This window comes from Streptomyces sp. NPDC042638 (assembly GCF_040647235.1).
Taxonomy (GTDB): domain Bacteria; phylum Actinomycetota; class Actinomycetes; order Streptomycetales; family Streptomycetaceae; genus Streptomyces; species Streptomyces rameus.
In genome coordinates this window covers 22,849-44,942 of the sequence record NZ_JBEZBT010000016.1, presented here as the reverse complement: position 1 = coordinate 44,942, position 22,094 = coordinate 22,849, and the positions used below count along the sequence as shown (strand labels likewise).

Below are 22,094 nucleotides of genomic sequence, written 5' to 3'. Positions count from 1 at the left end.
ATGGGGGCGCATTTCGAAAGGTGCCGGAATATGCGCACAGTTGTGGCAGAACGATCGCGTCCCGCTCGAACATGCGCACAGAGACATCCCTCGTGACGGTGAGAGATCATGCCGAGCATGAGCGACGACCACACACATGTCCAAGAGTTCTTCACCGCCCGGGCCGCCGACTGGGACAGCCGGTTCCCGGATGACGGCCCGGCCTACGCGGCCGCCGTGGCCGGCCTCGGATTGCGCGAGGGGGACCGCGTGCTCGACGCGGGCTGCGGCACCGGGCGGGCCCTGGCGCCTCTGCGGGCGGCCGTGGGGCCCTCCGGGGTGGTGCTGGGGGCCGATCTGACCCCGGCGATGCTCCAGGCCGCCGTACGGGCCGGCCGGGGCCGCGACGGACGGCTGCTGCTCGCGGACGTCGCCGCGCTGCCACTGCGCACGGGCAGTCTGGACGCCGTGTTCGCGGCCGGCCTGATCGCCCACCTTCCGCACCCGGTGACCGATCTCCGTGAACTGGCCCGTACCGTGCGGAGAGGCGGCACCCTCGCACTCTTCCACCCCATCGGACGGGCGGCCCTGGCGGCACGCCAGGGCCGCCGGATCACCGCCGACGACCTGCGGGCCGAGGACAACCTCCGGCCGCTGCTGGCCCGTTCGGGCTGGCGCATGACGTCGTACGTGGACGAGGACGCCCGGTTCCTCGCGCTCGCGGTGCGCGAGGACTGAACGCCCGCGCGGTCAGCCCGTGCCGGCGACGGCGGCCGCGAAGGCGTCGGGAGCGTCGAACATGATGTTGTGCCCGGCGCCGGTCACTGTCACCACGCTCACGCCGGCGGCTTCCAGGCGCTGACGGCCCGCGAGTTCACCGCTGAGCTCTCCCTGGAGGAAGACACGGTCGACGGACAGCCCCTCCAGGATCGTGCGCATCACAGGATCCGAACCCTGACGCAGTCCGACGGCGCTGCGGTGCAGGGCACACGGGTCGGTCAGCCGCATCGTGGCCGCCCACAGCGGTCCGACGGCGTCGAGCATGCGCGCGTACTCCTTCTCGACGAACTCGTCCTCCCCGTAGGAGGCGATAGCGCTGCTCGCGGCGGTCGACGGCGGAAAGGCGTCCAGGTTGGCCTCCGTCAGGACCAGCCGGGAGACGAGGTCGGGCCGGCGGTGGGCGAGGACGACGGCCACGGCACCGCCCATGCTGTGCCCGATCAGTTCGGCGCCGAGAAGACCGGCCGTGTCCAGCGCCACCGCGACCGCGTCGGCGTGGTCCTCCAGCGTGTAGCCGAACTCCCGGGGCCGGTCGCTGGTGCCGTGGCCGGGCAGATCGACGAACAGGCTGCGCCGGCCGGCGAGTGCGGGGCGGGCCGCGATGTGCGCGTGGTAGACGGCGGACATCGATCCGAGCCCGTGCAGGTACACCCGGGCGGGCTCCGCGCCCGGCACCTCGGTCCACCGGATGCTGCTTCCCCTGCTGTCGAACGTGGCCTGTTGCACGTACCCCTCCCCGCCTTGCCGTGACACCGCACAATACCTCGCAGACGAGGTATTCAGCCATGGCGGTACCGGTGTCGCGAGGTACTACGGTGGAGGGCCTGCGGCAGAATGCGGCCATGCTCGAACTCGCCATCCTCGGCTTCCTCCACGACGCCCCGCTCCACGGTTACGTCCTGCGCCGTCACATCGCGGCGCTCACGGGCCACGTGCGTCCGGTCGCCGAGAGCACGCTGTATCCGGCGATCAAGCGGCTGGAGAAGGCGGGCCTGCTGGTACGGGCCACCGAGCCGGGCGCGGTGGCCGCACCGCGCCATGTGCTGAGGCTGACCGAGGAGGGCGGCCGCGAGCTGAAGCGCCGGCTCGCGGAGCCGGCCCAGCGGGAGATCACCGACGAGAACCACTGGTTCACGCTGCTCGCGTTCATGCGGCACTTGGCGGACCCCACCGCCCAAGCGGCCGTGCTGCGGCGTCGGCTGGCCTTCCTGGAGGAGCCGACGAGCTTCTTCTACGACGGCGAGCGGCCCCTGCGCGCCGAGGAACTGGACGACCCGTTCCGGCGCGGCGTCCTCACCATCGCGCGGGCCACGAGCCGGGCCGAGCTGGCCTGGCTGCGCGACACCCTGGCGTCACTGGAGGGGGCCGGCCGCCGAGTCAGCCGTTCGGAAACCTCTTGACCCTTCGGCTCCGGAGCGACTCCTGCCCGTCTCCGGCGCGCGGGGCGAGCGAGCTGGCCTGCCGGGCGGTCCTCGCACTGGCCAGGGACCGTGACCAGTCGCCTGACGCCGTGTCCCGCGACCTCCTCGGACTGCCTGCAGTCTGAGCGGAACTTCCCTCTCCAGATGTGGTCGTTTCACCCCGTCCAGGTGGAAACCTGCAGCTCTGCCTGGTGCGCGGAGTCGTGACAAGCGGCTTCCGCTCGCACTAGGGTGCGCGCCGATGGACGAACCACTGGGGAGGCAGCAGGGATGGCCGGGACGAACGATGAGGCCGTCGCCGCCGCGGACGATGCGCTGTACGTACTGACGGCGGTGCTGCTGACGCCGGCACAGTTTCCGAGCGTGCTGGGCGACGACTACCCGCAGGCATGCGCGGCACTGGATCTCCCGCCGCTCGCCGACGGGTACGGCCTGGTGCTGGGCCAGGACGGGGACGGCTCCCGCTGGACGGTCGTCATCGACGACGTCTCGTTGGTCGCCGTGGCGATCGCGTCCTGGGACTGCGGCATGGAGTACGACCTCTCGCCGGACGAGCGCGCCGTCGTGAGCGCCCTGCCCGGGTGGCCCCTGGCCGTCGCCGTCGCCGCACCGGGCGTGCCGGCACCGCACGACCCGCCCGCGGAGACGGCGGGCCGGCCGGCGCTGAGCCCGCCGGACACCGACTCCTGGGGCCCCGCCCAGCGCCGTCTGGGCGCGGACGAGATCGCGCTGCAGTGGGCGTCCTGGCGGGAGCAGATCGACAACGCCTTCTTCTCCGCCGAGGGGCGGGGGAAGGACACGGGGTCCGCACCCGAAGGGCGCGACGGCACCGAGAGCGGCGGCCTTTCCAGTGTCCGCCGGGTGCTCGCCGAGGCGCGCGCCTACGTCGACAGCCCGCCGCCACTCGGTCGGGTGCGCTCGTCGTTCGCCCCTGGGGATGCCCGTACGCTGCGCGCCGACGGCCCCGGCTGGTCGATCGTGGCCCGCACCGACGACATCGCGTTCGTCCTGCTCGACGACAAGCCCGGCCAAGTCCTGCCGGTGGGCCGGGGCCCCGAGCTGCCGGGCCTGCTGGAGGCACTCGACAAGATGGCCGTACGCCCCCTGTGAAACGGGGCGGCCGCCCGACACCTCCCGGCGTCCTCCGGGGGCCGCGGCCTACGCACGACGACGCGACTCCTGGCGGCTCGGCCGGCCCCCGCAGCCACCTCGGCGCCCGACCCTTTGCCGGGCACCTGCTTTTCATGAGCGGCGCCCGGCATGCGCCGCCCCCCCCTCAGCCCCCGCCCCCTGGCATGCGCCGGCCTCTCGGCGAGCGGCCCCTGGCGCCCGCGGGTGCCTCAGCGGCCGAGCTCTTTGCGGGTGACCCGGCGGAGCCTGCGCCGCTGCGAGGGGTCCAGAGCGAGGTACGCGGCCACCGGCACCCCCACCACGATCAGGAACGCCACCCACCAGGGCAGCCATATCAACAGGATCAGTCCGATCGCCACGCCCCCTGCGGCGATCTTCGCTTTCTTGGACATGAGCGTCGCCTCCTTCGCGGCCACTGCCGCTTCCTGATCTGAGAACGGCCTCCCGCTCCCCGCGGTTCCGGGTCCCGACCCTGAGACATCCCCGAACCCACCCCCTACTGGCTGCGCAGCCGTGCGGACGGTCGGACGGTCGGACAGATCGTCAAGCGGTCCAGGTCATGGCGTCGGCATGACCCGGACCGCCGTCGCCGTGCTGTACCCTCGACGACTCCAGCCCAGTAGTCAAATTTGAGGAGCCCGGGAGAGCTGTGCAGACCATCCCCACGGCACCACCCTCCGGCCCGTCCGAACTGGCCTGCTGCTGCGTCGTGTTCCTGCCGTCCGATCCCGCCCGCGCCGGCCGGCTCGGGTTCTGGCGGCCGGACGGAGAGGCTCCGCCCGGACTCGCCGGGGGCTCCCCGTCTCACCTGGAACTGGCGATACCCTCGGCGGACGGCGGTGTCGCGCGTGTCCCGAGGCCCGTCCTGCTGCTACCGGTCCGCAACGCCCTTCCATCGCTCACGCGTGCGCGTGGGCTGCCGGGCGAACACCGTGCCGCCGCCTTCTGGCGCACCGCGTACGAACTGGCCCTGGGCTTCCTGGCGCGCGGTCTGCTCCTGCCGGGGCTGTCCCCCGGCGACCACGACGAGTGGCGGGTGGGCCCGCTGTCCGCGCGCGACACGGAACTCGTCCGCGAACTCGCCGCGGCGATGCCTCCGGAGGCGCATGCCGTGCCGCTCGCGCCGGACGGACCGCTGCTGCTGCCCGACCCCGAGCGGCTGCTGCACGCCTTCCTCGACGCGGTCGCCGACGTCCTCCCGCGCTCCCCTGCCGCCCCGCTCCTGACCGGCGGGCCGGCCTACACGGCGCCCGAGCCGCGGCATCTGCCCGGGCTGCGGGCATGGGCCGACGACATCGCCGCCGGCCATGACGCGGGGGTGCGGCTGTCGCTGCGTGTGGAGGCGTCGGGACTCGAGGACGCCGTAGCGCCGGACGTAGCACCGGACGCCCCCGCGGTCCGCTTCCGCGCGGTGCTCCAGGTGCACGGCCACCGCGGTTCGGCGGACGTCCTGGATGCCGCGAGCCTGTGGAGCACTGCCGACACCCGGCACGCGGCATCCGCTCCACGCGCGCGTGCGGACGCCCTGCTGGCACTGCGCCGCGCGGCCCGCGCCTGGCCGCCGCTGACGCCGCTGCTCTCCGCAGCCGTCCCCGACGCCGTGGACCTGGCCGACGACGAGATCGCCGAGTTGCTGGGCGAGGGAGCACGGGCGCTGTCCGCGGTGGGAGTCGACGTGCACTGGCCGAAACAGCCGGCGCGCGGCCTCACCCCGCACGCGGCCATCGGCCCGCCGGAGGACGCCACCGTCCCGCCCGGGGCCGCCTCCGCCCTGTCATCGTTCCTGTCGGCGGACTCCGGGGTCGCGCTCAGCTGGCGCTTCGACCTGGGCGGACGGGAGTTGTCCCGGGAAGAACTGGACCGGCTCGCGGAGGCCAGGCGTCCCTTGGTCCGGCTGCGTGACGGATGGGTCCTGGTCGATCCGCGGGAGGCGGAGCGGGCCCGGGCCGAGCAGAACCGTTCCCTCGCTCCTGTCGAGGCGCTGGCCGCGGCACTGACGGGTTCGGCCGAGATCGACGGCCGACGGGTCGACGTGCGGCCCACAGGATGGCTGGAGGCGCTGCGGGAGCGGCTCACGGCCACCGGGCGGCCCCGCACCACCGGGCAGCCGCCGGGCCTCGCCGCGACCCTGCGGGACTACCAGCTGCGCGGCCTCGACTGGCTGGCCCGCACGACGTCCTTCGGCCTGGGCTGCTGCCTGGCCGACGACATGGGTCTCGGCAAGACCGTCACCCTGATCGCCCTGCATCTGCACCGCCGGACGGACCCCTCGGCCGCCGGACCCGCACTCGTCGTCTGCCCGGCCTCGCTGCTGGGCAACTGGCAGCGCGAGATCGAACGGTTCGCCCCCGGCGTGCCGGTACGGCGCTTCCACGGCCCCGGACGCGATCTCGACTCGGTGGCGGACGGTGAGTTCGTCCTGACCACCTACGGCACGATGCGCCTGGACGCCGGCCGGCTGGCGGAGGTGCCCTGGGGGATGATCGTGGCCGATGAGGCCCAGCACGTGAAGAACCCGTACTCCACGACCGCGCGGGCGCTGCGCACGATCGGCGCACGCGCGCGCGTGGCGCTCACCGGTACTCCCGTGGAGAACAACCTCACGGAGCTGTGGGCGATCCTCGACTGGACGACACCCGGACTGCTCGGCCGCCTCAGCACCTTCCGCGCGCGGTACGCACAGCCCGTCGAGGGCGGCCGGGACCCCGCCGCCGCGCAGCGGCTCGCTCGGCTCGTCGGACCCTTCCTGCTGCGACGGCGCAAGTCCGACCCCGGTGTCGCGCCCGAACTTCCCCCGAAGACGGAAACAGATCATCCGGTGGCCCTCACCGCGGAACAGGCGGGGCTGTACGAGGCGTTGACCCGCGAGACCCTGCAGCGCATCGCGACCGCCGACGACATGGCCCGCCGGGGCCTGATCATGCGGCTGCTGACCGGCCTGAAGCAGATCTGCAACCACCCCGCGCAGTTCCTCAAGGAGGACGACCCGCGGCTGGCCGGGCGCTCAGGAAAGCTGGAGCTGCTCGACGAACTGCTCGGCACCATCCTCGCGGAGGGCTCGGGCGTCCTCGTCTTCACCCAGTACGTGCGGATGGCGCGGCTGCTGGAACGTCACCTGGCGGCCCGCGGCGTACCTTCGCTGCTCCTGCACGGCGGGACGCCGGTCACCGCGCGCGAGGCCCTGGTACAGCGCTTCCAGGCCGGCGAGGCCCCGGTCTTCCTGCTGTCGCTCAAGGCCGCGGGAACGGGACTGAACCTCACCCGGGCGGAGCATGTCGTGCACTACGACCGCTGGTGGAACCCGGCGGTGGAGGCGCAGGCCACCGACCGCGCCCACCGTATCGGGCAGACCCGTCCCGTACAGGTGCACCGGCTGATCGCCGAGGGGACGCTGGAGGACCGTATCGCGGAGATGCTGGGCCGCAAGCGGGAGCTGGCCGACGCCGTGCTCGGTACCGGCGAGGCGGCCCTGACGGAACTGTCGGACGAGGAACTGGCCGCACTGGTCGAACTGCGCGGGGAGCCACGATGAGCCGTTACGACGACCTGCACGGGCGGGACGAGGGACGCACGTTCGCCGCGCTGCCGCCCGCGCGCGGGCGCGGCTTCGCCCAGAGCTGGTGGGGGCGCGCCTGGTTGCGGGCCCTGGAGGACGCGGCCCTGGAAGCGGGGGCGGTCAAAGCGGGGCGCCGGCTCGCGCGCGCGGGCGGTGTGGGCGCGGTGACCGTGCGGCCGGGCCGGGTCACCGCCGTCGTACGCGGCCCGGGGGACGCGGCGCACCGGGCCGACATCCTGCTGCCGGTGCTGTCCGACGAGGAGTGGGGGCGGTTCCAGGATCTCGCCGTGGAGCAGGCCGGGCACATGGCCGCGCTGCTCGACCGGGAGCTTCCGCCCCATCTGGTCGAGGATGCGGCGGCCGCGGGGATCGACCTCCTGCCGGGCCTCGGCGACCTCGATCCCGAGTGCGACTGCGGCGCCTGGGACCACTGCGGACACACCGCCGCCCTCTGCCACCAGGTGGCGCTCCTGCTGGACGAGGATCCGTTCCTGCTCCTGCTGCTGCGCGGGCGGGAGAGGGACGCCTTCCTGGCGCAGTTGCACGTCCGCGGCACCGCGCACCGGACGGAACCGTCCGCCACACCGGCCCTGCACAGGGGGGTGGACGCGGCCGAGGCGTGGGCTGCCGCGAAGATCCTTCCTCCCCTGCCCGAGTTGCCGGGACTTCCCTCGGCACCCGGTGTGGCGCCGTCCCTCGCCGGTGGGTCGGCGGCCGCGCCGCAGGTCGATGCCACGGCTCTGGAACACCTGGCCGGCCGTACCGCGGTGGAGGCCTGCCGACTCCTGGCGGCGGCCCTGAACGGCGACACGCCCGGTGCTGAACTCACGGCCGCCCAGGACGCCGTACGGCTGGCGTGCGGGCCGGCTCCCGCCGCCGTCGCCGAGCGGCTGGCGGTGGCGTCCGGGCGTGGTGGTGACGGGCTGGCGACGGCTGTCCGCGCCTGGCGGGCCGGCGGCGCGGCGGGACTGGCCGTGTTCGACGAGGAGCGGCGGGTGGAGGACGTGGCGCTCGCACGCGCGCGTGCGGCCCTGGAAGGGGCCTGGGAGCCGGACGAGCGTCCCGCGTTCCACCGGAGCGGCAACCGGTGGACCGTCCAGGACGAGGGTGTTCAGCTGCGGCTCGGACAGGAGGACCGTTGGTGGCCGTATCGCGACGAGGGTGGCCGCTGGGTTCCGGCAGGCGGCGCGGACCCCGATCCCGCGACGGCACTGGCCTCGGCACGGCTCGAACCGGGAGAGGACCCCGGAGAGGTTGCGGGGGCAGCCTTCTGACGCTCCATCACCACGCCATCGGCGCGATCCGACGAACGGCGGACCCCCGCCGTTCACCCCGCGGCCGTGCGACGTTCCGGTGGGGCCCAATCGTGTCCGCAGCCGACGCACTTGTTCCCAGGAGGCCCGACCTCGGCGGTCGATGGGACGACGACACGACGTCTCCGTCACTGGTGCGGCTGGACGATGCGACGACCTCGGGTGTGCCGGTGCTGTCCAAGCAGCTCGTGGTGGACCTGGGCAGAGTCGCCGGGGCGCCCGGGCAGATCCAGGGCATCGCCCGACGTGACCGGCCGGCAGGCCGCGTGAGGGCCGGGGTGGGCTGCTGCCGCTCGTCCCGGCCCTCGCGTGTTCAGCCCCGCGCCCCCAGCAGGTGGTCCATCGCCAGCTGGTCAAGGTGCTCGAAGGCCATGCCGCGCGCGGCGACCGCCTCCACGTCGAAGTCCTCGAAGGCCGTGCGGTCGGCGAGCAGGGCCTGCAGGCCCTCGGCCGCGGTCGGCCGGGCCAGCTGGTCCAGTCGCGACGCGCGCAGCGCCTCCCGCACCTCCGGGTCGGCACGGAACGCGGCCGCCCTCTCCTTCAGGATCAGGTAGTTGCGCATGCAGCCGGCCGCCGACGCCCACACGCCGTCGAGATCCTCGGTCCGCGGCGGCTTGAAGTCGAAGTGGCGGGGACCTTCGTAGCCGGCGCTCTCCAGCAGGTCGACCAGCCAGAAGGCGGCCCGCAGGTCGCCGGCGCCGAACCGCAGGTCCTGGTCGTACTTGATGCCGGACTGGCCGTTGAGGTCGATGTGGAAGAGCTTGCCCGCCCACAGGGCCTGCGCGATGCCGTGCGGGAAGTTCAGGCCGGCCATCTGCTCATGGCCGACCTCCGGGTTGACGCCGTACAGCTCAGGCCGCTCAAGGCGCTCGATGAAGGCCAGCGCGTGGCCGACCGTGGGCAGCAGGATGTCGCCGCGGGGCTCGTTCGGCTTGGGCTCGATCGCGAAGCGCAGGTCGTAGCCCTGGGAGGTGACGTACTCGCCGAGGAGGTCGAACGCCTCTTTCATGCGGTCCAGTGCGGCGCGTACGTCCTTCGCGGCCCCGGACTCGGCGCCCTCACGCCCACCCCAGGCGACGTAGGTCCGCGCTCCCAGTTCCGCCGCCAGGTCGATGTTGCGGATCGTCTTGCGGAGGGCGTAACGGCGCACGTCGCGGTCGTTCGCGGTGAACGCGCCGTCCTTGAAGACGGGGTGCGTGAAGAGGTTCGTGGTGGCCATCGGGACGGTCATGCCGGTGGCGTCCAGGGCCTGGCGGAACCGCTTGACGTGCGACTCACGCTCGGTGTCCGAGGAGCCGAAGGGGATCAGGTCGTCGTCGTGGAAGGTCACTCCGTAGGCACCGAGTTCGGACAGGCGCCGCACCGTCTCGACCGGGTCGAGGGCGCGGCGGGTGGCGTCGCCGAACGGGTCCCTTCCCTGCCAGCCGACGGTCCACAGGCCGAAGGTGAACCTGTCCTCGGGGGTGGGCTGGTAGTTCATGCCGCGGCTCCTTGCTGCGTACGACTATTTCGTCATGGCCGTTTACAAATTAGTATGCGGGCGCACCGCTGGGAAGAGACAAGATGTCCTCGACAGCAAGGTGTCTTCGACAGCCCACCGCACGTCCCGCGGAGCCGCGGAAGAGGGAGAGCCCGATGTCAGCAGCCGAGGGTCCGCTCGTCGTCGGGGTGGACACGTCCACCCAGTCCACGAAGGCACTGGTCGTGGACGCGGCCACCGGGCGTGTCGTGGCCGCCGGCCAGGCCCCGCACACGGTGACCACCGGGGTGGGCCGGGAGAGTGATCCGCGACAGTGGTGGGACGCGCTGTGCGGGGCCCTGCGCCAGTGCGGGGATGCGGCGCACGAGGCGGCGGCCGTGTCGATCGGCGGCCAGCAGCACGGCCTGGTCACCCTGGACGAGAACGGGGATCCGGTGCGTCCGGCGCTGCTGTGGAACGACGTCCGCTCCGCGCCCCAGGCCCGCCGTCTCGTGGAGGAACTGGGCGGACCGAAGGCCTGGGCGGAGCGCACCGGCAGCGTGCCCGGCGCGTCCTTCACGGCCGCCAAGTGGGCGTGGCTCGCCGAGCACGAGCCCGACGCGGTCCGCGCCACCAGGGCGGTCCGGCTCCCCCACGACTACCTCACCGAGCGCCTGACCGGGCAGGGCACCACCGACCGCGGTGATGCCTCCGGCACCGGCTGGTGGGCGTCCGGCACGGAGGCGTACGACGAGGAGACCCTCGCGCACATCGGTCTCGACCCCGCGCTGCTGCCCCGGGTGGCACGGCCGGGCGAGGTGGTGGGCACCGTGCGCGACAGCCACGAGCTTCCGTTCTCCAAGGGCACGCTGGTGGCCCCCGGCACCGGCGACAACGCGGCGGCGGCACTGGGTCTCGGTCTGCGGCCCGGCACCCCGGTGCTGAGCCTCGGCACCTCCGGCACGGTCTACGCCGTCTCCGAGCGGCGCCCCGCCGACCCGACCGGCACGGTGGCGGGCTTCGCCGACGCGCGCGGGGACTGGCTGCCCCTGGCCTGCACCCTGAACTGCACCCTCGCGGTGGACCGAGTGGCGGCCCTGCTCGGCCTGGACCGCGAGGCGGTGGAACCCGGCGGCTCCGCGACACTGCTGCCGTACCTGGACGGTGAGCGCACCCCGAACCTGCCGCACGCCTCCGGGGTGCTGCACGGGCTGCGCCATGACACGACCGCGGGCCAGTTGTTGCAGGCCGCCTACGACGGGGCGGTGCACGCGCTGCTCGGGGCCCTCGACCTGGTCCTCGACGAGGACGCGGACCGCGGCGCCCCGCTGCTCCTGATCGGCGGCGGAGCCCGCGGGACGGCCTGGCAGCAGACCGTGCGCCGGCTCTCCGGGCGGCCCGTCCGGATCCCGGAGGCGGGGGAACTGGTCGCTCTGGGGGCGGCGGCGCAAGCGGCCGGGCTCCTGACCGGCGAGGACCCCGCGGCGGTGGCCCGTCGCTGGAACACGGCCGCGGGGCCGGTGCTGGAGGCCGTGGAGCGGGACGGGGCGACGCTGGACCGGATCACCGGGGTACTCTCCGACGCGGCCCCGCTGCTGGAGCGGCGGGCCGGGGCCCAGTGAGCAAACCGCCCACGCACAGCCGGGCGGCAGAGACCGAGGATTGACGGAGGCATGACCGCACCGCTGCACGACGCGCGCCCGCCGGGCACCGGACGCGTCCTGCCGGACACCCAGCAGGGCATGCGCCGACGCAACCTCGCCCGAGTGCTGCACGCCGTGAGCGCGGAGGGTCCGCTGTCGCGGGCGGCGGTCGCCACGCGGATCGGTCTGACCCGTGCGGCGGTGTCGACGCTGGTGGACGAGCTGATCCGCTGGGGGCTGCTGGAGGAACTGGGCCCGGAGCGGCCCGGCCGGGTCGGCCGGCCGGGGTCGGCGCTCGCGGTGAGCGGGCGGGGGCCGGCGGGAATCGGTGCGGAGATCGGCGTCGACCACCTCGCGGTCTGCGCGGTCGACCTGCGCGGCGAGGTCCGGGCGCGGGCCGTACGGCGCGGCGCCAACCGGGGCCGGGCACCGCAGGCCGTCATCGAGGATCTGACGGCACTGGTCCGCCGGGTCGTCGCGGAGGCGGAGCGGGCGGACCTCTGGCCCGCGGGGCTCGCGGTCGCCGTGCCCGGGCTGGTGGCCAGGGACGGCCGGACGGTCGTACGGGCCCCGAACCTCGACTGGCACGACACCGACCTCGGCGCGCTGCTGCCCGGCGACTGGCCCCTGACCGTGGACAACGAGGCCAACTTCGGCGCCGTGGCCGAGCTGTGGCTCGGCGCCGGCGCCCTCGGTGACTTCCTGCACGTGTCGGCCGAGATCGGCATCGGTGCCGCCGTGGTCGTGGACGGCCGGCTGCTGCGCGGCACCCGCGGCTACGCGGGGGAGCTGGGCCATGTGCCCGTGTGGCCGGACGGTCCTGCCTGCCCGTGCGGCGGCCGGGGATGTCTGGAACAGTACGCGGGCGAGGAGGCGGTGCTGCGCGCGGCAGGGCTGGAACGGCGGGAGGATCCGGTCGGCCTGCTCACGGAGCGTGCCGAGGCGGGCGACGAGAGGGTACGGGGAGCCCTGCGGGATGCCGGTACGGCCCTGGGTATCGCGCTGACCGGAGCGGTGAATCTGCTGGATCCCGAGACGGTGGTCCTGGGTGGAGCCCTGGCCGGCCTGGCGCCGTGGCTGCTGCCGGCGCTCGAGAGCGAGCTGGCGGCCCGTACGGCGGACACGGCGTGCCCGGTGACGGTGTCCCGGCTGGGTTCGCAGGGCCCGCTGCTGGGTGCCGCGCGCTCGGTGATCAGGGCGGTCCTGGACGACCCGGCCGTGGTGGCGGAACGACCCTGAAGCACCCCGGGCCGCCTGCGGAGCTTGACGGCCGATGCGCTCGCCGGACCGTCGGACACGGCCGGGGACATACGCCTCTGCGGCCCGCAGCCCTCCCCACCCCTCGCCCGGTCGGGTGAGCGAGTTGTCCACAAGCCGCGACCTGTCCACGGAACCGCGTGATGCCCTTCTGCCCAACGGGGCTGCGCCGTACCGTGATTCACGTGACCACAGGCCGACGGGCCGTCATCTACAGGCGTTCACCCGCGAAATGAGCGACCCCGAGAGCACCAGCGGGTGGCAGCCGACTAACACGCCCCGGGGAGACTCATGTAGACCACCCGTCACGCAGGTGACAGCGATGCGCGCCCGCCCCGAATTCCCCTTCCGCCCTCGCCCGACCACCCGAAGGGAGCCATGCCCGCGATGACCGACCCCCGGATCCTCACCGTGCGCCCGGAACCTGGTGGCTGGTGCGCGACTACGGGTCCAGTGAGCTGGACACGTACCAATTCGCAACCCAGGCGGTCGAATCACCGTTGGCCAACGTATGCGACACGAACTACACGTGCGTGGCCAAGCTCCGCAAGAAGTGGCTGCCCGCCGGGGAGACGTACCGCGGCGTGCACGCACGGCTGAGGGAGACCGCGCGGGCCCTGCGCGGATGACCTCTCCCCCGCGCCCCTGACCGCGACCCTGACTCCCGAACGGCCTCCCTGAGGCCTCCCGAAAGGCATCCCGTCATGGACATGGACCGAGCCAAGCCGCGGCTCAGCCGACGGCGACTGCTGCTGAAGGGCGCGGCACTCGCCGCCGCCCCCTACGCTCTGCTTCCCGACCCGCGTGCCGGAGCACAGAGCGGAGCCGTCGACTACCCGCCCGCGGAGTGGCATCCGGCGAGCGCTTCCAACTACACGGTGTCCGACCGCCCCGGCGACTACGCCATCGACCGTGTGATCATCCACGTCACCCAGGAGACGTACACCAACGCGCTGGCGATCTTCGCCAATCCGCAGAAGAAGGTCTCCGCGCACTACCTGGTCCGTTCGGTGGACGGGCACGTCGCCCAGTGCGTGCGCGAGGCAGACATCGCCTGGCACGCGGGCAACTGGACCTACAACACCCGCAGCATCGGCATCGAGCACGAGGGCTGGGTGGATCAGCCCGCCTACTTCACCGACGCGCTCTACGAGCAGTCGGCGAGACTCACAGCGGCCATCTGCGCCACGTACGGCCTTCCCCGGGACAGGGAGCACATCATCGGCCACTACCAGGTGCCGGGCACCGATCACACCGACCCCGGTCCGTACTGGGACTGGGTGCGCTACATCAGAATGGTCAACTTCTCCTAGCCGCAGGCGGTCAGCCGACGCCGCGGTTGTCCGGACGCATCCCCGGGGTGACGATGGTCCCGGTCGTCGTGGCACCACCGAGCCGCCCGCGTCGCCGCCCGGTCCGCCGGACCCGACATCACCACCCTTCGTGTACCGCACCGCAGACGCCGACGATTCACCGTCCAGGGAGGCCGAGTTGACCGATCCGTGGGTTGCCCTGGAGCCAGGGGCCGACCCCGCCGAGCGTGTCCGGGCGCTGCGCCGGGCGCACGAGACGTTCACCGCGGTGGGCACGGTGCCACGTCCGGTGCGGTCGGTGGTGGCGGAGTCGTGGCGGCGCAGCGCGCGGGCCGGTGTCGGGCCGGACGGCACCGCCAGCGTGGAGTTGACCGACGGCGACCTCGGCACCTACCGCGCGGAGCACCCGCTGGCCCGGGTGATGCCCCTGTTCCGCGAGCTGATGGGGACGTTCGCGGCCGACGGGGAGCATCTGCTGGCGGTGTGTGACGCACACGGCAGGCTGTTGTGGGTGGAAGGGCACACGGCGACCCGGCGCCGCGCGGACCGGATGAACTTCGTCCCCGGGGCCCGCTGGTCGGAGAGCGCGGTCGGCACCAACGCGCCGGGCACCGCGGTCGCCCTGGACCGGCCGGTGCAGGTGTTCGCCGCGGAGCACTTCATACGGCGGGTGCAGCCATGGACGTGCGCCGCCGCTCCCGTGCACGATCCACGCACCGGACGTGTCCTGGGAGCCGTGGACATCACCGGCGGGGACGGGCTCGCCCACCCCCACAGCCTCGGCTTCGTGCAGGCGGTCGCGCGCGCCGCGGAGGCACAGCTCGCCCTGCTCGTCCCGCCGCACCCCGAGACGGCTCCCTCGCTGAGCGCACTCGGCCGGGACGAGGCCGAGCTGACCCTTGACGGACGACGGATGAGACTCAGCCGTCGGCACAGCGAGATCCTCGTGCTGCTGTCCCGGCATCCCGAGGGTCTGAGCGGTGACCAGCTGCTGTGCGCGCTGTACGCGGACGAGTCGGTGCCCCCGGTGACGCTCCGGGCCGAACTGGCGCGGCTGCGAAGGCTGTTGGGCCCGGGACTGCTCGCTTCACGGCCGTACCGGCTGACGGCCGCGGTCGAGTCGGACGCCACCGTGGTGGAGCGGCGTCTGGAGACGGGTTCGCTCATCGCGGCGGCGGAGGCGTACACCGGCCCGCTGCTGCCCGGATCGCAGGCCCCGGCCGTCGTCCGGCTCCGGGAGCGGCTCTCCGGCGGACTGCGTGCGGCGTTGGTCGCGCACGGCGACCCCGACCTGCTGGCGGACTGGGCGCACGCGCCGTGGGGGGAGGACGACGTGGAGGTGTGGCGGGCGCTCGCCGCGGTGCGCCCGACGGCCCCGGTCCGCGCGCGGCTCGCCGCGCTGGAGGCCGAGTTGGCGGCGCCGGCGGGCCGGCCACAGTGGCGGCACCGCGGTGGGCAGCGGCCGTGGTCCTGCGCAACGTAACTGCAACGTCCGCCTGTCTAGCCTCACGCCGAGAGCTGTCCAACGGCGGGCAGCGCCGGACCGGGAGGCAGACCAGGATGACTCGTTACGCGGCGCCGGGGACCGAGGGCGCGATCGTCTCCTACCAGCCCCGCTACGACCACTTCATCGGCGGCGCCTATGTGCCGCCGACGCGGGGGCAGTACTTCGAGAACCCGTCGCCGGTCAACGGGCAGCCCTTCACGGAGGTCGCGCGCGGTACCGCGGAGGACGTCGAGCGGGCGCTGGACGCGGCGCACGAGGCGGCACCCGGGTGGGGCCGTACGCCGGTGGCGGAGCGCTCCGACATCCTGTTGAAGATCGCCGAGCGGATGGAGGCGAACCTGGAGCGGCTGGCGGTGGCCGAGAGCTGGGAGAACGGCAAGCCGGTGCGGGAGACGCTGGCGGCCGACATCCCGCTCGCCATCGACCACTTCCGCTATTTCGCGGGAGCGATCCGGGCCCAGGAGGGTTCGCTGGGTGAGATCGACGACGACACGGTGGCGTACCACTTCCACGAGCCGCTCGGGGTCGTCGCGCAGATCATCCCGTGGAACTTCCCCATTCTCATGGCGACCTGGAAGCTCGCGCCGGCGCTGGCCGCGGGGAACGCGGTCGTGCTCAAGCCGGCCGAGCAGACCCCGGCCTCCATCCACTACTGGCTGAGCCTGGTCGCCGACCTGCTGCCGCCGGGTGTCCTGAACGTCGTCAACGGTTTCGGCGTGGAGGCGGGCAAGCCGCTGGCGTCCAGTGCGCGGGTGGCGAAGGTCGCGTTCACCGGGGAGACCACGACGGGCCGGCTGATCATGCAGTACGCCTCGGAGAACATCAAGCCGGTCACCCTGGAACTGGGCGGGAAGTCACCGAACATCTTCTTCGACGACGTGTGGGCGCACGACGACGACTTCCGCGACAAGGCGCTCGAAGGCTTCACGATGTTCGCCCTCAACCAGGGCGAGGTCTGCACCTGCCCGTCCCGCGCGCTGGTCCAGCGCGGTCACTACGGGGAGTTCCTGGAGGCGGCCGTCGAGCGCACCCGCCGCATCAAGCCGGGTCACCCGCTGGACACCGACACCATGATCGGCGCTCAGGCCTCCAACGACCAGCTGGAGAAGATCCTCTCCTACCTGGACATCGGCCGGCAGGAGGGCGCGAGGATCCTCACGGGTGGTGAACGCATCGAGCATGAGGGGGAGCTGAAGGGCGGGTACTACGTCCAGCCGACCATCTTCGAGGGCGACAACCGTATGCGGATCTTCCAGGAGGAGATCTTCGGCCCGGTCGTCTCGGTGGCCTCCTTCGACGACTTCGACGACGCGATCAAGATCGCCAACGACACGCTGTACGGGCTGGGCGCGGGCGTGTGGACCCGGGACATCAACACCGCGTACCGCGCGGGCCGCGCGATTCAGGCGGGCCGGGTGTGGACCAACTGTTACCACGCCTACCCCGCGCACGCGGCGTTCGGCGGTTACAAGCAGTCCGGGATCGGCCGCGAGACCCACAAGATGATGCTGGAGCACTACCAGCAGACGAAGAATCTGCTGGTGTCGTACTCGCCGAAGAGGCTGGGCTTCTTCTAGACGCCCTCGAAAAGGCGCCTGACCTGGGTCTTCACCCGTCAGGCGCCTTTCGCTCAGCTCGCTCTCGACCAGGCGTAGCGTTCGAGGCAACGGACGACTAGACGCCGGGTCTTGCCGTCCTTGATGCGACGCTCACCGTGAGACCAGGCAGGTAGCTGGACCCACGGTGACCGCACCGCAAGTTCATCAGGGCCGGCAGGACGGCCGGACGCTGAGCAGCTCGGTCCGCAGCACGGGCGTGCCGTCGACAGGCGCCGGGTCCTGCGCAGTTGGCTCGATACCGCCAGCAGCGATCTTGTCGAGCGTCTCCAGACCGGCGGCACCGACAGTGCCGAACACCGTGTAGTTGGGTCGCAGCGCGGAGTCGCCGTAGACGACGAAGAACTGCGAACCGTTCGTGTTCGGACCGGCGTTGGCCATCGCCAGCAGACCGCGCCCGTAAAGGCGACGGACGCCGGTGGGATCGCTCGGTGCCGGCGGCAGGTCCACCGGCAGCTCGTCCTTGTACTCGTACCCCGGCCCACCCTCACCAGTGCCGGTCGGGTCGCCACACTGCAGGACCTTCAGCGTCGGATACGCCGTCAGCCGATGGCACACCGTACGGTCGTAGAACCGGTGCCGCGCCAGGTGCACGAAGCTCTGGACCGTGCACGGCGCCTTCACCCGGTCCAGACGCAGCGGGAGCGGGCCCTGGCTGGTCCGGACAGCCATACCGACCGTGCCGTGGCTGGGGGTGTGCCGCGGGTCGGGCGGCAGGGGAACCCGCCGCGCCGCCGGCTCGTCCGGGGTCTGGGTGTACTGGCAAGGACCGTGCGTCGTTCGCGGCGGGGCAGCGGAAGCGGAGGCGGTGGTGCTACCCCCGGACACGACCAACGCTGCTGCCGTCAATGCGGTCATGAGAGCTCGGTTCATCCTGCACACCCTCCAAAAGATCGCCAGGCTTCGGAGCCGTCGCAGTCTAAGGCGCGGCCCCGCGGGCGAGAACCCGCCCACAAGCCACATCCGCCTCCTAGGTGTATTGATCACGAGGGGACCGCCCCGACAGCCCACCGGAGCCCGGGCACCGGCCTGCATCGTCGACGCCGACTACGCCGTACGGGTCCAAGCCGGGCGGCATGGTCTCCGTGCAGCTGTTCGACGTGAGGGGCGTCCCCGGTCCGCAGGCCGCACCGGACAGGGCCGGCATCCCCGCGAGGGTCATCGTGCCCTCGGCCTCCAGGCCGGTGCACAGCATGCCCCGCTGCATCCCGGCCGACCAGCTCGGCCGGTCCGGCACGGGCATCGGTTCCAGTACGTTCCCGACCGGCGCGCACGGCGGCGCCGGTCGGGCCATGCTGGGGAGCGGACAGGTCCGCGAGGGGGCCAGGAGGCTCGGCCGGTGATAGCCGTCAATCCGATGGACAGCGCCTCGGTGCTGGCCGCCTTCGGCGCGCTGGGTGTCCTGGTGGTGACCTTCGCCGAGTCGGGCCTGCTGGTCGTCGGCTTCTTCCTGCCCGGTGACACGCTGCTGTTCCCGGCCGGGGTGCTGTGCGCGGGCAGCGCCCAGCAACCGGCGCGGATGGCGCTGTGGGAGGTGCTGCTGTGCGCAGCCGTCGGGGCGGTGGCGGGCGCTCAGCTGGGGTACCTGATCGGACGGCACGGCGGACGGGCGCTGCTGGCGCGTACGTCCAGCCGGCGGGTGAAGGACGCGGCGCGGCGCGCGGAGGGGCTGCTGGCCCGCTACGGCCACGGCAAGGCACTGGTGATCGGCCGGTTCGTGCCGCTGCTGCGGTCGGTCCTGCACCCGGTGGCCGGGGCCCTGGGCGTGCCCGCGCGGGCCTTCACGCTCTGGCAGGCCGTCGGCGGTGTGCTGTGGTCGCAGACGCTGGTCCTCGCCGGGTACACCCTGGGCGCCTCCGTCCCGCACATCGACGACTATCTGCTGCCGCTGGTGGCCGTGGTCGTCGTCCTGTCGCTGCTGCCGCTGCTGCCGGAGGCCCGCCGCGCCCGCCGGGAGCGGCGTGACTCCTCGGAGTGACCCCCTCGACGGGCGCTACAGCCGCGCCGCCCGGTGCGTGCTCCCCCCGCCGGCACCGCACCACCGGCAGCCCGGCCAGTCCGGTGTCGGGCAGCCGCAGCGGCTCGTCGGCCGGCGCCGTGAGGTCGGCGCGGTGGCCGGGGGCGAGCCGTCCGGCCCGGTCCTCCTCCCCCGCGACCCGGGCGGCGGCGACGGTCATGCCCTGGCGCGCCTGGAGCGGGGTGAGCGCCTGGAGCGGGGTGAGCGCCTGGCCGGGGCCGTGCGGGGGCAGGGAGAGGCCGGCGGGCCTGCGGTGCCGGGCCACGGCCATGACCGCGGCGGCGGGTACGGCGCGATGGGCCGGCCGGAGCCGGGGACGGCCCGCGCCCCGGCCTCCCACAGATCGCAGCGGCGAAACGCCCGCCCCACCCGTCCCCGCCCGTTCCTCGCCGAGCCGTCGCGCCCGGGACCCGGTGCCGTACGACGCCCGGGCCGTCCGCCCGGCCCGTCTCCGCCTGCACCTTCTCCACCGAGTCCAGCACGTGGCGCACGGCCGCGTCGCCGACGGCGTGGGTGGCCTCTTCACGCCCGCCGCCCGCCACGGCGCGCCGCCGGTGCCCCCCCCTCGCCGGCCCCTTCTGTCGGCCGGGCTGGTGGTGGCCTCGGCGAGGACGCGCTGCCGCACTCTCGCGTACGGCGTACACCGGGCTACCCTGGCTCCTCGCTCGTCACAGCCGACTACCAGCGGAGCCGTCTCATGCCCGTACGCCGTGTCGTGCCCAACATCCGGTCGACAGCCGTGCCCGAGAACGCGGAGTTCTACGGCGTGCTGGGCCTGGAGGAGGTCATGGACCACGGCTGGATCAGGACGCTCGCCGCCCCCGGGAACCCGGCCGTCCAACTGAGCCTCATGGGCGAGGATCCGACCGCCCCGGTGGCCCCGGACCTGAGCATCGAGGTCGAGGACGTCGACGCGGCGTACGCGGCGATGCGGGCGCGCGGCGCCGAGATCGTGCACCCGCTGACCGACGAGGAGTGGGGCGTACGGCGGTTCTTCGTCCGCGACCCGGACGGCCGGGTCGTCAACGTGCTCGGCCACCGCTGAACGACGCTGTGAAACACGCCTTCTGGACGCGCTCCCGACCAACGGTGAGACTGGGGCGGACCGAAGCCCCCGGCCGTCCAGGAGGGTGACATGGACCAGGAGATCCCGCGCGTCGAACTCACCCCACGGGCCGCGGATCTGGTGCGCCGCCTGCGCACCGAACACGGCCCGCTGATGTTCCACCAGTCCGGCGGCTGCTGCGACGGCAGCGCCCCCATGTGCTACCCCGACGGCGAGTTCCGCACCGGCGGCTCGGACGTGCTGCTGGCGGAGCTGGCGGTGGAGGGCGTGCCGGAGCCCGTCACGTTCTGGATGTCGCGGAGCCAGTACCGGGCGTGGAGCCACACCCGGCTGATCGTCGACGTCGTGCCGGGACGGGGCAGCGGCTTCTCTCTGGAGGCACCCGACGGGGTGCGTTTTCTCACCCGTTCTCGCGTCGTCGACGCCTAGTCGGCGTTCCGGACCCCTGAGTCTGCTGCACTGCCCCTGACGACAGGGACGGTTGACGAGACGTCAGGGGACACAGTGACCAGACGCGGCAGACGTTCGACGACGGGCAGAGCGGTACTCACGGTTGTCACGGCGTTCGGTGTGCTGTCCGGTGCGGCCCTGGCCGGTGCGGCACCGGCCGCCGCGCGCGGCGCCGCACCGGCGGGCAAGCGGATCGCGCCGGGCGTCACCTACCGGCAGTTCGACATCGACACGGCGGCCGGGACGGCCCGGGCCCACCTGCTCACGGTGGACCTGGCCGACCCGCACGTCCGCGTCGACCTCCTCCACCCGGGCGTGGTGGCGGCCCGGGCGACGGTCTCCCGGCTGGCGGACGCGGCCGGGGCGCTCGCGGGGGTGAACGGTGACTTCTTCGACATCACCGAGACGCAGCACCCGGGCGTGGAGGCCACCGGCGCGGCCGTCGGACCGGCCGTGGCGGCCGGGCAGGCGCTGAAGGCGGCGGTGCCGAAGGGCCAGCGGTTCGGACCCGCGCTGCCCCCGGGCACGAACACCCTGGACGTGTTCGGCGTCGGCACCGACCGGCGGGCCCGCCTGGACCGCCTCTCCCTCTCCGGCGCGGTGGGCACGCCGGAGGGGCGGCTGCCCCTCAAGGGCCTCAACCAGTACGCCCTGCCGGTGAACTCGGTCGGCGCCTTCACGGCGCGCTGGGGCAGCGCCTCGCGGGTGCGTGCCGTCTGCGGCACCGACACCCAGCGGTCGGCGCCGTGCAGCGACGACACCTACGAGGTGAAGGTGCGCGGCGGCCGGGTGGTCTCCGCCTCCGACGCACCGGGCAGCGGCACGATCCCCGCCGACACCACGGTCCTCCTGGGCCGCGAGGACGGCGCGCGGCAGCTGCGCGAGCTGTCGGTCGGCGACCCGGTGGACGTCACGCACTCGCTGGTGGCGGCCTCGTCCGGGGTGCCGTACACCTTCGCGATCGGCGGCTTCCCGGTGCTGCGCGGCGGCACCCCGCTGTCCGGCCTGGACGACGTGACCTCGGCCGTGCGCACGGTCGTGGGCGCCAAGGACGACGGCCGCAAGCTGCTGCTCCTGGCGCTGGACGGCGCTCCGGCCTACCGCACCGGCCTGACCGTCGCGGAGGAGGCGGACACCATGCGGTCGCTGGGCGCCTCCGACGCCTTCAACCTCGACGGCGGCGGCTCGTCGGAGATGGTCACCCGCGACACGGACGCCACCGGCGTGAGCGTGCGCAACCACCCCAGCGGCGGCGCCGAGCGTCCCGTGCCCAACGGCATCGGCGTCTTCTCGGCCGGGTGAGCGCCGGATCCGCGCCGGAACGACGCCGGACGGACGCCGGACGGACGCCGGGCGGCCGCCCCGCGGGTCAGGGCCGCAGACCGCTCACCAGGTCGGCGGTCTCGCTGAGCCCGCTGTGGATGGTGGGCGCCATGCTCGTGCTGGCCAGGTAGAAGCCGAGCAACAGACAGACCAGGGCATGGGAGATCTTCAGCGAGCAGTTGCGAATGAAGATCACGGCCAGGATCAGAAGCAACAGCACCACAGAGATGGAAATCGCCATCGGGAACCTCCTCCGCCACGCC

Annotated in this window: 20 protein-coding genes and 3 pseudogenes; 17 read left to right on the top strand and 6 right to left on the bottom strand. The window is 73.3% G+C overall.

Annotated elements, in window-relative coordinates; genetic code table 11:
• Positions 1 to 117 precede the first annotated feature (117 nt).
• Complete coding sequence (locus AB0B40_RS15765) at positions 118 to 717, top strand: class I SAM-dependent methyltransferase (RefSeq protein ID WP_345054634.1); 600 nt, start codon at positions 118 to 120, stop codon at positions 715 to 717.
• 12 nt (positions 718 to 729) lie between these two features.
• On the opposite strand, the gene AB0B40_RS15760 is transcribed toward AB0B40_RS15765, so the two are convergent.
• Entirely contained in the window at positions 730 to 1,485 is a 756-nt protein-coding gene (locus AB0B40_RS15760) for an alpha/beta hydrolase (RefSeq protein ID WP_345054632.1), read from the bottom strand.
• Positions 1,486 to 1,601: 116 nt separating this feature from the next.
• Between AB0B40_RS15760 and AB0B40_RS15755 the strand changes: the two genes are divergently transcribed.
• Both AB0B40_RS15755 and AB0B40_RS15750 read left to right on the top strand, forming a co-directional pair.
• A complete protein-coding gene (locus AB0B40_RS15755) occupies positions 1,602 to 2,159 on the top strand; it encodes a PadR family transcriptional regulator (protein WP_362264112.1) in 558 nt (185 codons plus the stop codon).
• A 291-nt stretch (positions 2,160 to 2,450) separates the two neighbouring features.
• A complete protein-coding gene (locus AB0B40_RS15750; RefSeq protein WP_345054626.1) occupies positions 2,451 to 3,290 on the top strand; it encodes a hypothetical protein in 840 nt (279 codons plus the stop codon).
• Positions 3,291 to 3,520: 230 nt separating this feature from the next.
• Here AB0B40_RS15750 and AB0B40_RS15745 read toward each other — a convergent pair whose 3' ends face one another.
• The gene (locus tag AB0B40_RS15745) at positions 3,521 to 3,703 is read right to left on the bottom strand and encodes a hypothetical protein (RefSeq protein WP_345054623.1); all 183 of its coding nucleotides are present in this window, start codon (positions 3,701 to 3,703) and stop codon (positions 3,521 to 3,523) included.
• A gap of 257 nt (positions 3,704 to 3,960) precedes the next feature.
• Between AB0B40_RS15745 and AB0B40_RS15740 the strand changes: the two genes are divergently transcribed.
• From AB0B40_RS15740 to AB0B40_RS15730, 3 genes and pseudogenes are all read left to right on the top strand, one after another.
• Complete coding sequence (locus AB0B40_RS15740) at positions 3,961 to 6,843, top strand: DEAD/DEAH box helicase (protein WP_362264111.1); 2,883 nt, start codon at positions 3,961 to 3,963, stop codon at positions 6,841 to 6,843.
• Positions 6,840 to 8,141 (top strand): SWF or SNF family helicase, encoded by a 1,302-nt coding sequence (locus AB0B40_RS15735; protein ID WP_362264110.1) that lies wholly within the window; start codon positions 6,840 to 6,842, stop codon positions 8,139 to 8,141. Before AB0B40_RS15740 ends, AB0B40_RS15735 begins: the two co-directional genes overlap by 4 nt.
• Before the next feature lie 131 nt (positions 8,142 to 8,272).
• Positions 8,273 to 8,431 (top strand): annotated as a pseudogene (locus tag AB0B40_RS15730) (esterase-like activity of phytase family protein); the annotation flags it as partial.
• A gap of 62 nt (positions 8,432 to 8,493) precedes the next feature.
• On the opposite strand, the gene xylA reads toward AB0B40_RS15730, so the two are convergent.
• On the bottom strand, positions 8,494 to 9,660 hold the full coding sequence (gene xylA, locus AB0B40_RS15725; protein ID WP_345054615.1) for a xylose isomerase: 1,167 nt from the start codon (positions 9,658 to 9,660) through the stop codon (positions 8,494 to 8,496).
• Positions 9,661 to 9,815: 155 nt separating this feature from the next.
• Between xylA and xylB the strand changes: the two genes are divergently transcribed.
• The 6 genes and pseudogenes from xylB to AB0B40_RS15695 all read left to right on the top strand — a co-directional run bounded on the left by xylB (position 9,816) and on the right by AB0B40_RS15695 (position 16,936).
• A complete protein-coding gene (gene xylB / locus AB0B40_RS15720) occupies positions 9,816 to 11,261 on the top strand; it encodes a xylulokinase (RefSeq protein WP_345054612.1) in 1,446 nt (481 codons plus the stop codon).
• Between the two features lie 51 nt (positions 11,262 to 11,312).
• A complete protein-coding gene (locus AB0B40_RS15715; RefSeq protein ID WP_362264109.1) occupies positions 11,313 to 12,521 on the top strand; it encodes an ROK family transcriptional regulator in 1,209 nt (402 codons plus the stop codon).
• 446 nt (positions 12,522 to 12,967) lie between these two features.
• Positions 12,968 to 13,168: pseudogene (locus AB0B40_RS15710) on the top strand (acetamidase); the annotation flags it as partial.
• 81 nt (positions 13,169 to 13,249) lie between these two features.
• A complete protein-coding gene (locus tag AB0B40_RS15705) occupies positions 13,250 to 13,852 on the top strand; it encodes an N-acetylmuramoyl-L-alanine amidase (protein ID WP_345054802.1) in 603 nt (200 codons plus the stop codon).
• A 178-nt stretch (positions 13,853 to 14,030) separates the two neighbouring features.
• Positions 14,031 to 15,335: a GAF domain-containing protein gene (locus AB0B40_RS15700; protein ID WP_345054607.1), complete on the top strand. Its 1,305-nt coding sequence runs from the start codon at positions 14,031 to 14,033 to the stop codon at positions 15,333 to 15,335.
• Positions 15,336 to 15,412: 77 nt separating this feature from the next.
• A complete protein-coding gene (locus tag AB0B40_RS15695) occupies positions 15,413 to 16,936 on the top strand; it encodes an aldehyde dehydrogenase family protein (RefSeq protein WP_362264108.1) in 1,524 nt (507 codons plus the stop codon).
• A 186-nt stretch (positions 16,937 to 17,122) separates the two neighbouring features.
• On the opposite strand, the gene AB0B40_RS15690 is transcribed toward AB0B40_RS15695, so the two are convergent.
• Entirely contained in the window at positions 17,123 to 17,647 is a 525-nt protein-coding gene (locus tag AB0B40_RS15690; protein ID WP_345054560.1) for a peptidylprolyl isomerase, read from the bottom strand.
• Positions 17,648 to 18,051: 404 nt separating this feature from the next.
• Here AB0B40_RS15690 and AB0B40_RS15685 point away from each other — a divergent pair, with 404 nt between their 5' ends.
• Entirely contained in the window at positions 18,052 to 18,318 is a 267-nt protein-coding gene (locus AB0B40_RS15685) for a hypothetical protein (RefSeq protein WP_362264107.1), read from the top strand.
• Positions 18,315 to 18,953, top strand: a complete 639-nt coding sequence (locus tag AB0B40_RS15680; RefSeq protein WP_362264106.1) for a DedA family protein — start codon at positions 18,315 to 18,317, stop codon at positions 18,951 to 18,953. Before AB0B40_RS15685 ends, AB0B40_RS15680 begins: the two co-directional genes overlap by 4 nt.
• Before the next feature lie 136 nt (positions 18,954 to 19,089).
• Here the strand turns inward: AB0B40_RS15680 and AB0B40_RS15675 are convergent.
• A pseudogene (locus AB0B40_RS15675) lies at positions 19,090 to 19,263 on the bottom strand (hypothetical protein); the annotation flags it as partial.
• A gap of 426 nt (positions 19,264 to 19,689) precedes the next feature.
• Between AB0B40_RS15675 and AB0B40_RS15670 the strand changes: the two are divergent.
• The 3 genes from AB0B40_RS15670 to AB0B40_RS15660 all read left to right on the top strand — a co-directional run bounded on the left by AB0B40_RS15670 (position 19,690) and on the right by AB0B40_RS15660 (position 21,810).
• Positions 19,690 to 20,037, top strand: coding sequence for a VOC family protein (locus AB0B40_RS15670; protein WP_345059831.1), 348 nt, complete (start codon positions 19,690 to 19,692; stop codon positions 20,035 to 20,037).
• Between the two features lie 90 nt (positions 20,038 to 20,127).
• Positions 20,128 to 20,487 carry a DUF779 domain-containing protein gene (locus AB0B40_RS15665; protein WP_345059829.1) on the top strand — a complete coding sequence of 120 codons (360 nt, stop codon included), beginning with the start codon at positions 20,128 to 20,130 and terminating at the stop codon, positions 20,485 to 20,487.
• 141 nt (positions 20,488 to 20,628) lie between these two features.
• A complete protein-coding gene (locus AB0B40_RS15660; protein WP_362264105.1) occupies positions 20,629 to 21,810 on the top strand; it encodes a phosphodiester glycosidase family protein in 1,182 nt (393 codons plus the stop codon).
• A 67-nt stretch (positions 21,811 to 21,877) separates the two neighbouring features.
• Here AB0B40_RS15660 and AB0B40_RS15655 read toward each other — a convergent pair whose 3' ends face one another.
• Entirely contained in the window at positions 21,878 to 22,072 is a 195-nt protein-coding gene (locus AB0B40_RS15655) for a hypothetical protein (RefSeq protein WP_345059825.1), read from the bottom strand.
• Between the last annotated feature and the right edge of the window lie 22 nt (positions 22,073 to 22,094).

Coding starts and splice junctions, on each gene's coding strand:
- AB0B40_RS15765 (WP_345054634.1), top strand. CDS start 118: ATGAGCGACGACCACACACATGTCCAAGAGTTCTTCACCGCCCGGGCC.
- AB0B40_RS15755 (WP_362264112.1), top strand. CDS start 1,602: ATGCTCGAACTCGCCATCCTCGGCTTCCTCCACGACGCCCCGCTCCAC.
- AB0B40_RS15750 (WP_345054626.1), top strand. CDS start 2,451: ATGGCCGGGACGAACGATGAGGCCGTCGCCGCCGCGGACGATGCGCTG.
- AB0B40_RS15745 (WP_345054623.1), bottom strand. CDS start 3,703: ATGTCCAAGAAAGCGAAGATCGCCGCAGGGGGCGTGGCGATCGGACTG.
- AB0B40_RS15735 (WP_362264110.1), top strand. CDS start 6,840: ATGAGCCGTTACGACGACCTGCACGGGCGGGACGAGGGACGCACGTTC.
- xylA (WP_345054615.1), bottom strand. CDS start 9,660: ATGAACTACCAGCCCACCCCCGAGGACAGGTTCACCTTCGGCCTGTGG.
- xylB (WP_345054612.1), top strand. CDS start 9,816: ATGTCAGCAGCCGAGGGTCCGCTCGTCGTCGGGGTGGACACGTCCACC.
- AB0B40_RS15715 (WP_362264109.1), top strand. CDS start 11,313: ATGACCGCACCGCTGCACGACGCGCGCCCGCCGGGCACCGGACGCGTC.
- AB0B40_RS15705 (WP_345054802.1), top strand. CDS start 13,250: ATGGACCGAGCCAAGCCGCGGCTCAGCCGACGGCGACTGCTGCTGAAG.
- AB0B40_RS15695 (WP_362264108.1), top strand. CDS start 15,413: ATGACTCGTTACGCGGCGCCGGGGACCGAGGGCGCGATCGTCTCCTAC.
- AB0B40_RS15690 (WP_345054560.1), bottom strand. CDS start 17,647: ATGGCTGTCCGGACCAGCCAGGGCCCGCTCCCGCTGCGTCTGGACCGG.
- AB0B40_RS15685 (WP_362264107.1), top strand. CDS start 18,052: ATGGTCTCCGTGCAGCTGTTCGACGTGAGGGGCGTCCCCGGTCCGCAG.
- AB0B40_RS15670 (WP_345059831.1), top strand. CDS start 19,690: ATGCCCGTACGCCGTGTCGTGCCCAACATCCGGTCGACAGCCGTGCCC.
- AB0B40_RS15665 (WP_345059829.1), top strand. CDS start 20,128: ATGGACCAGGAGATCCCGCGCGTCGAACTCACCCCACGGGCCGCGGAT.
- AB0B40_RS15655 (WP_345059825.1), bottom strand. CDS start 22,072: ATGGCGATTTCCATCTCTGTGGTGCTGTTGCTTCTGATCCTGGCCGTG.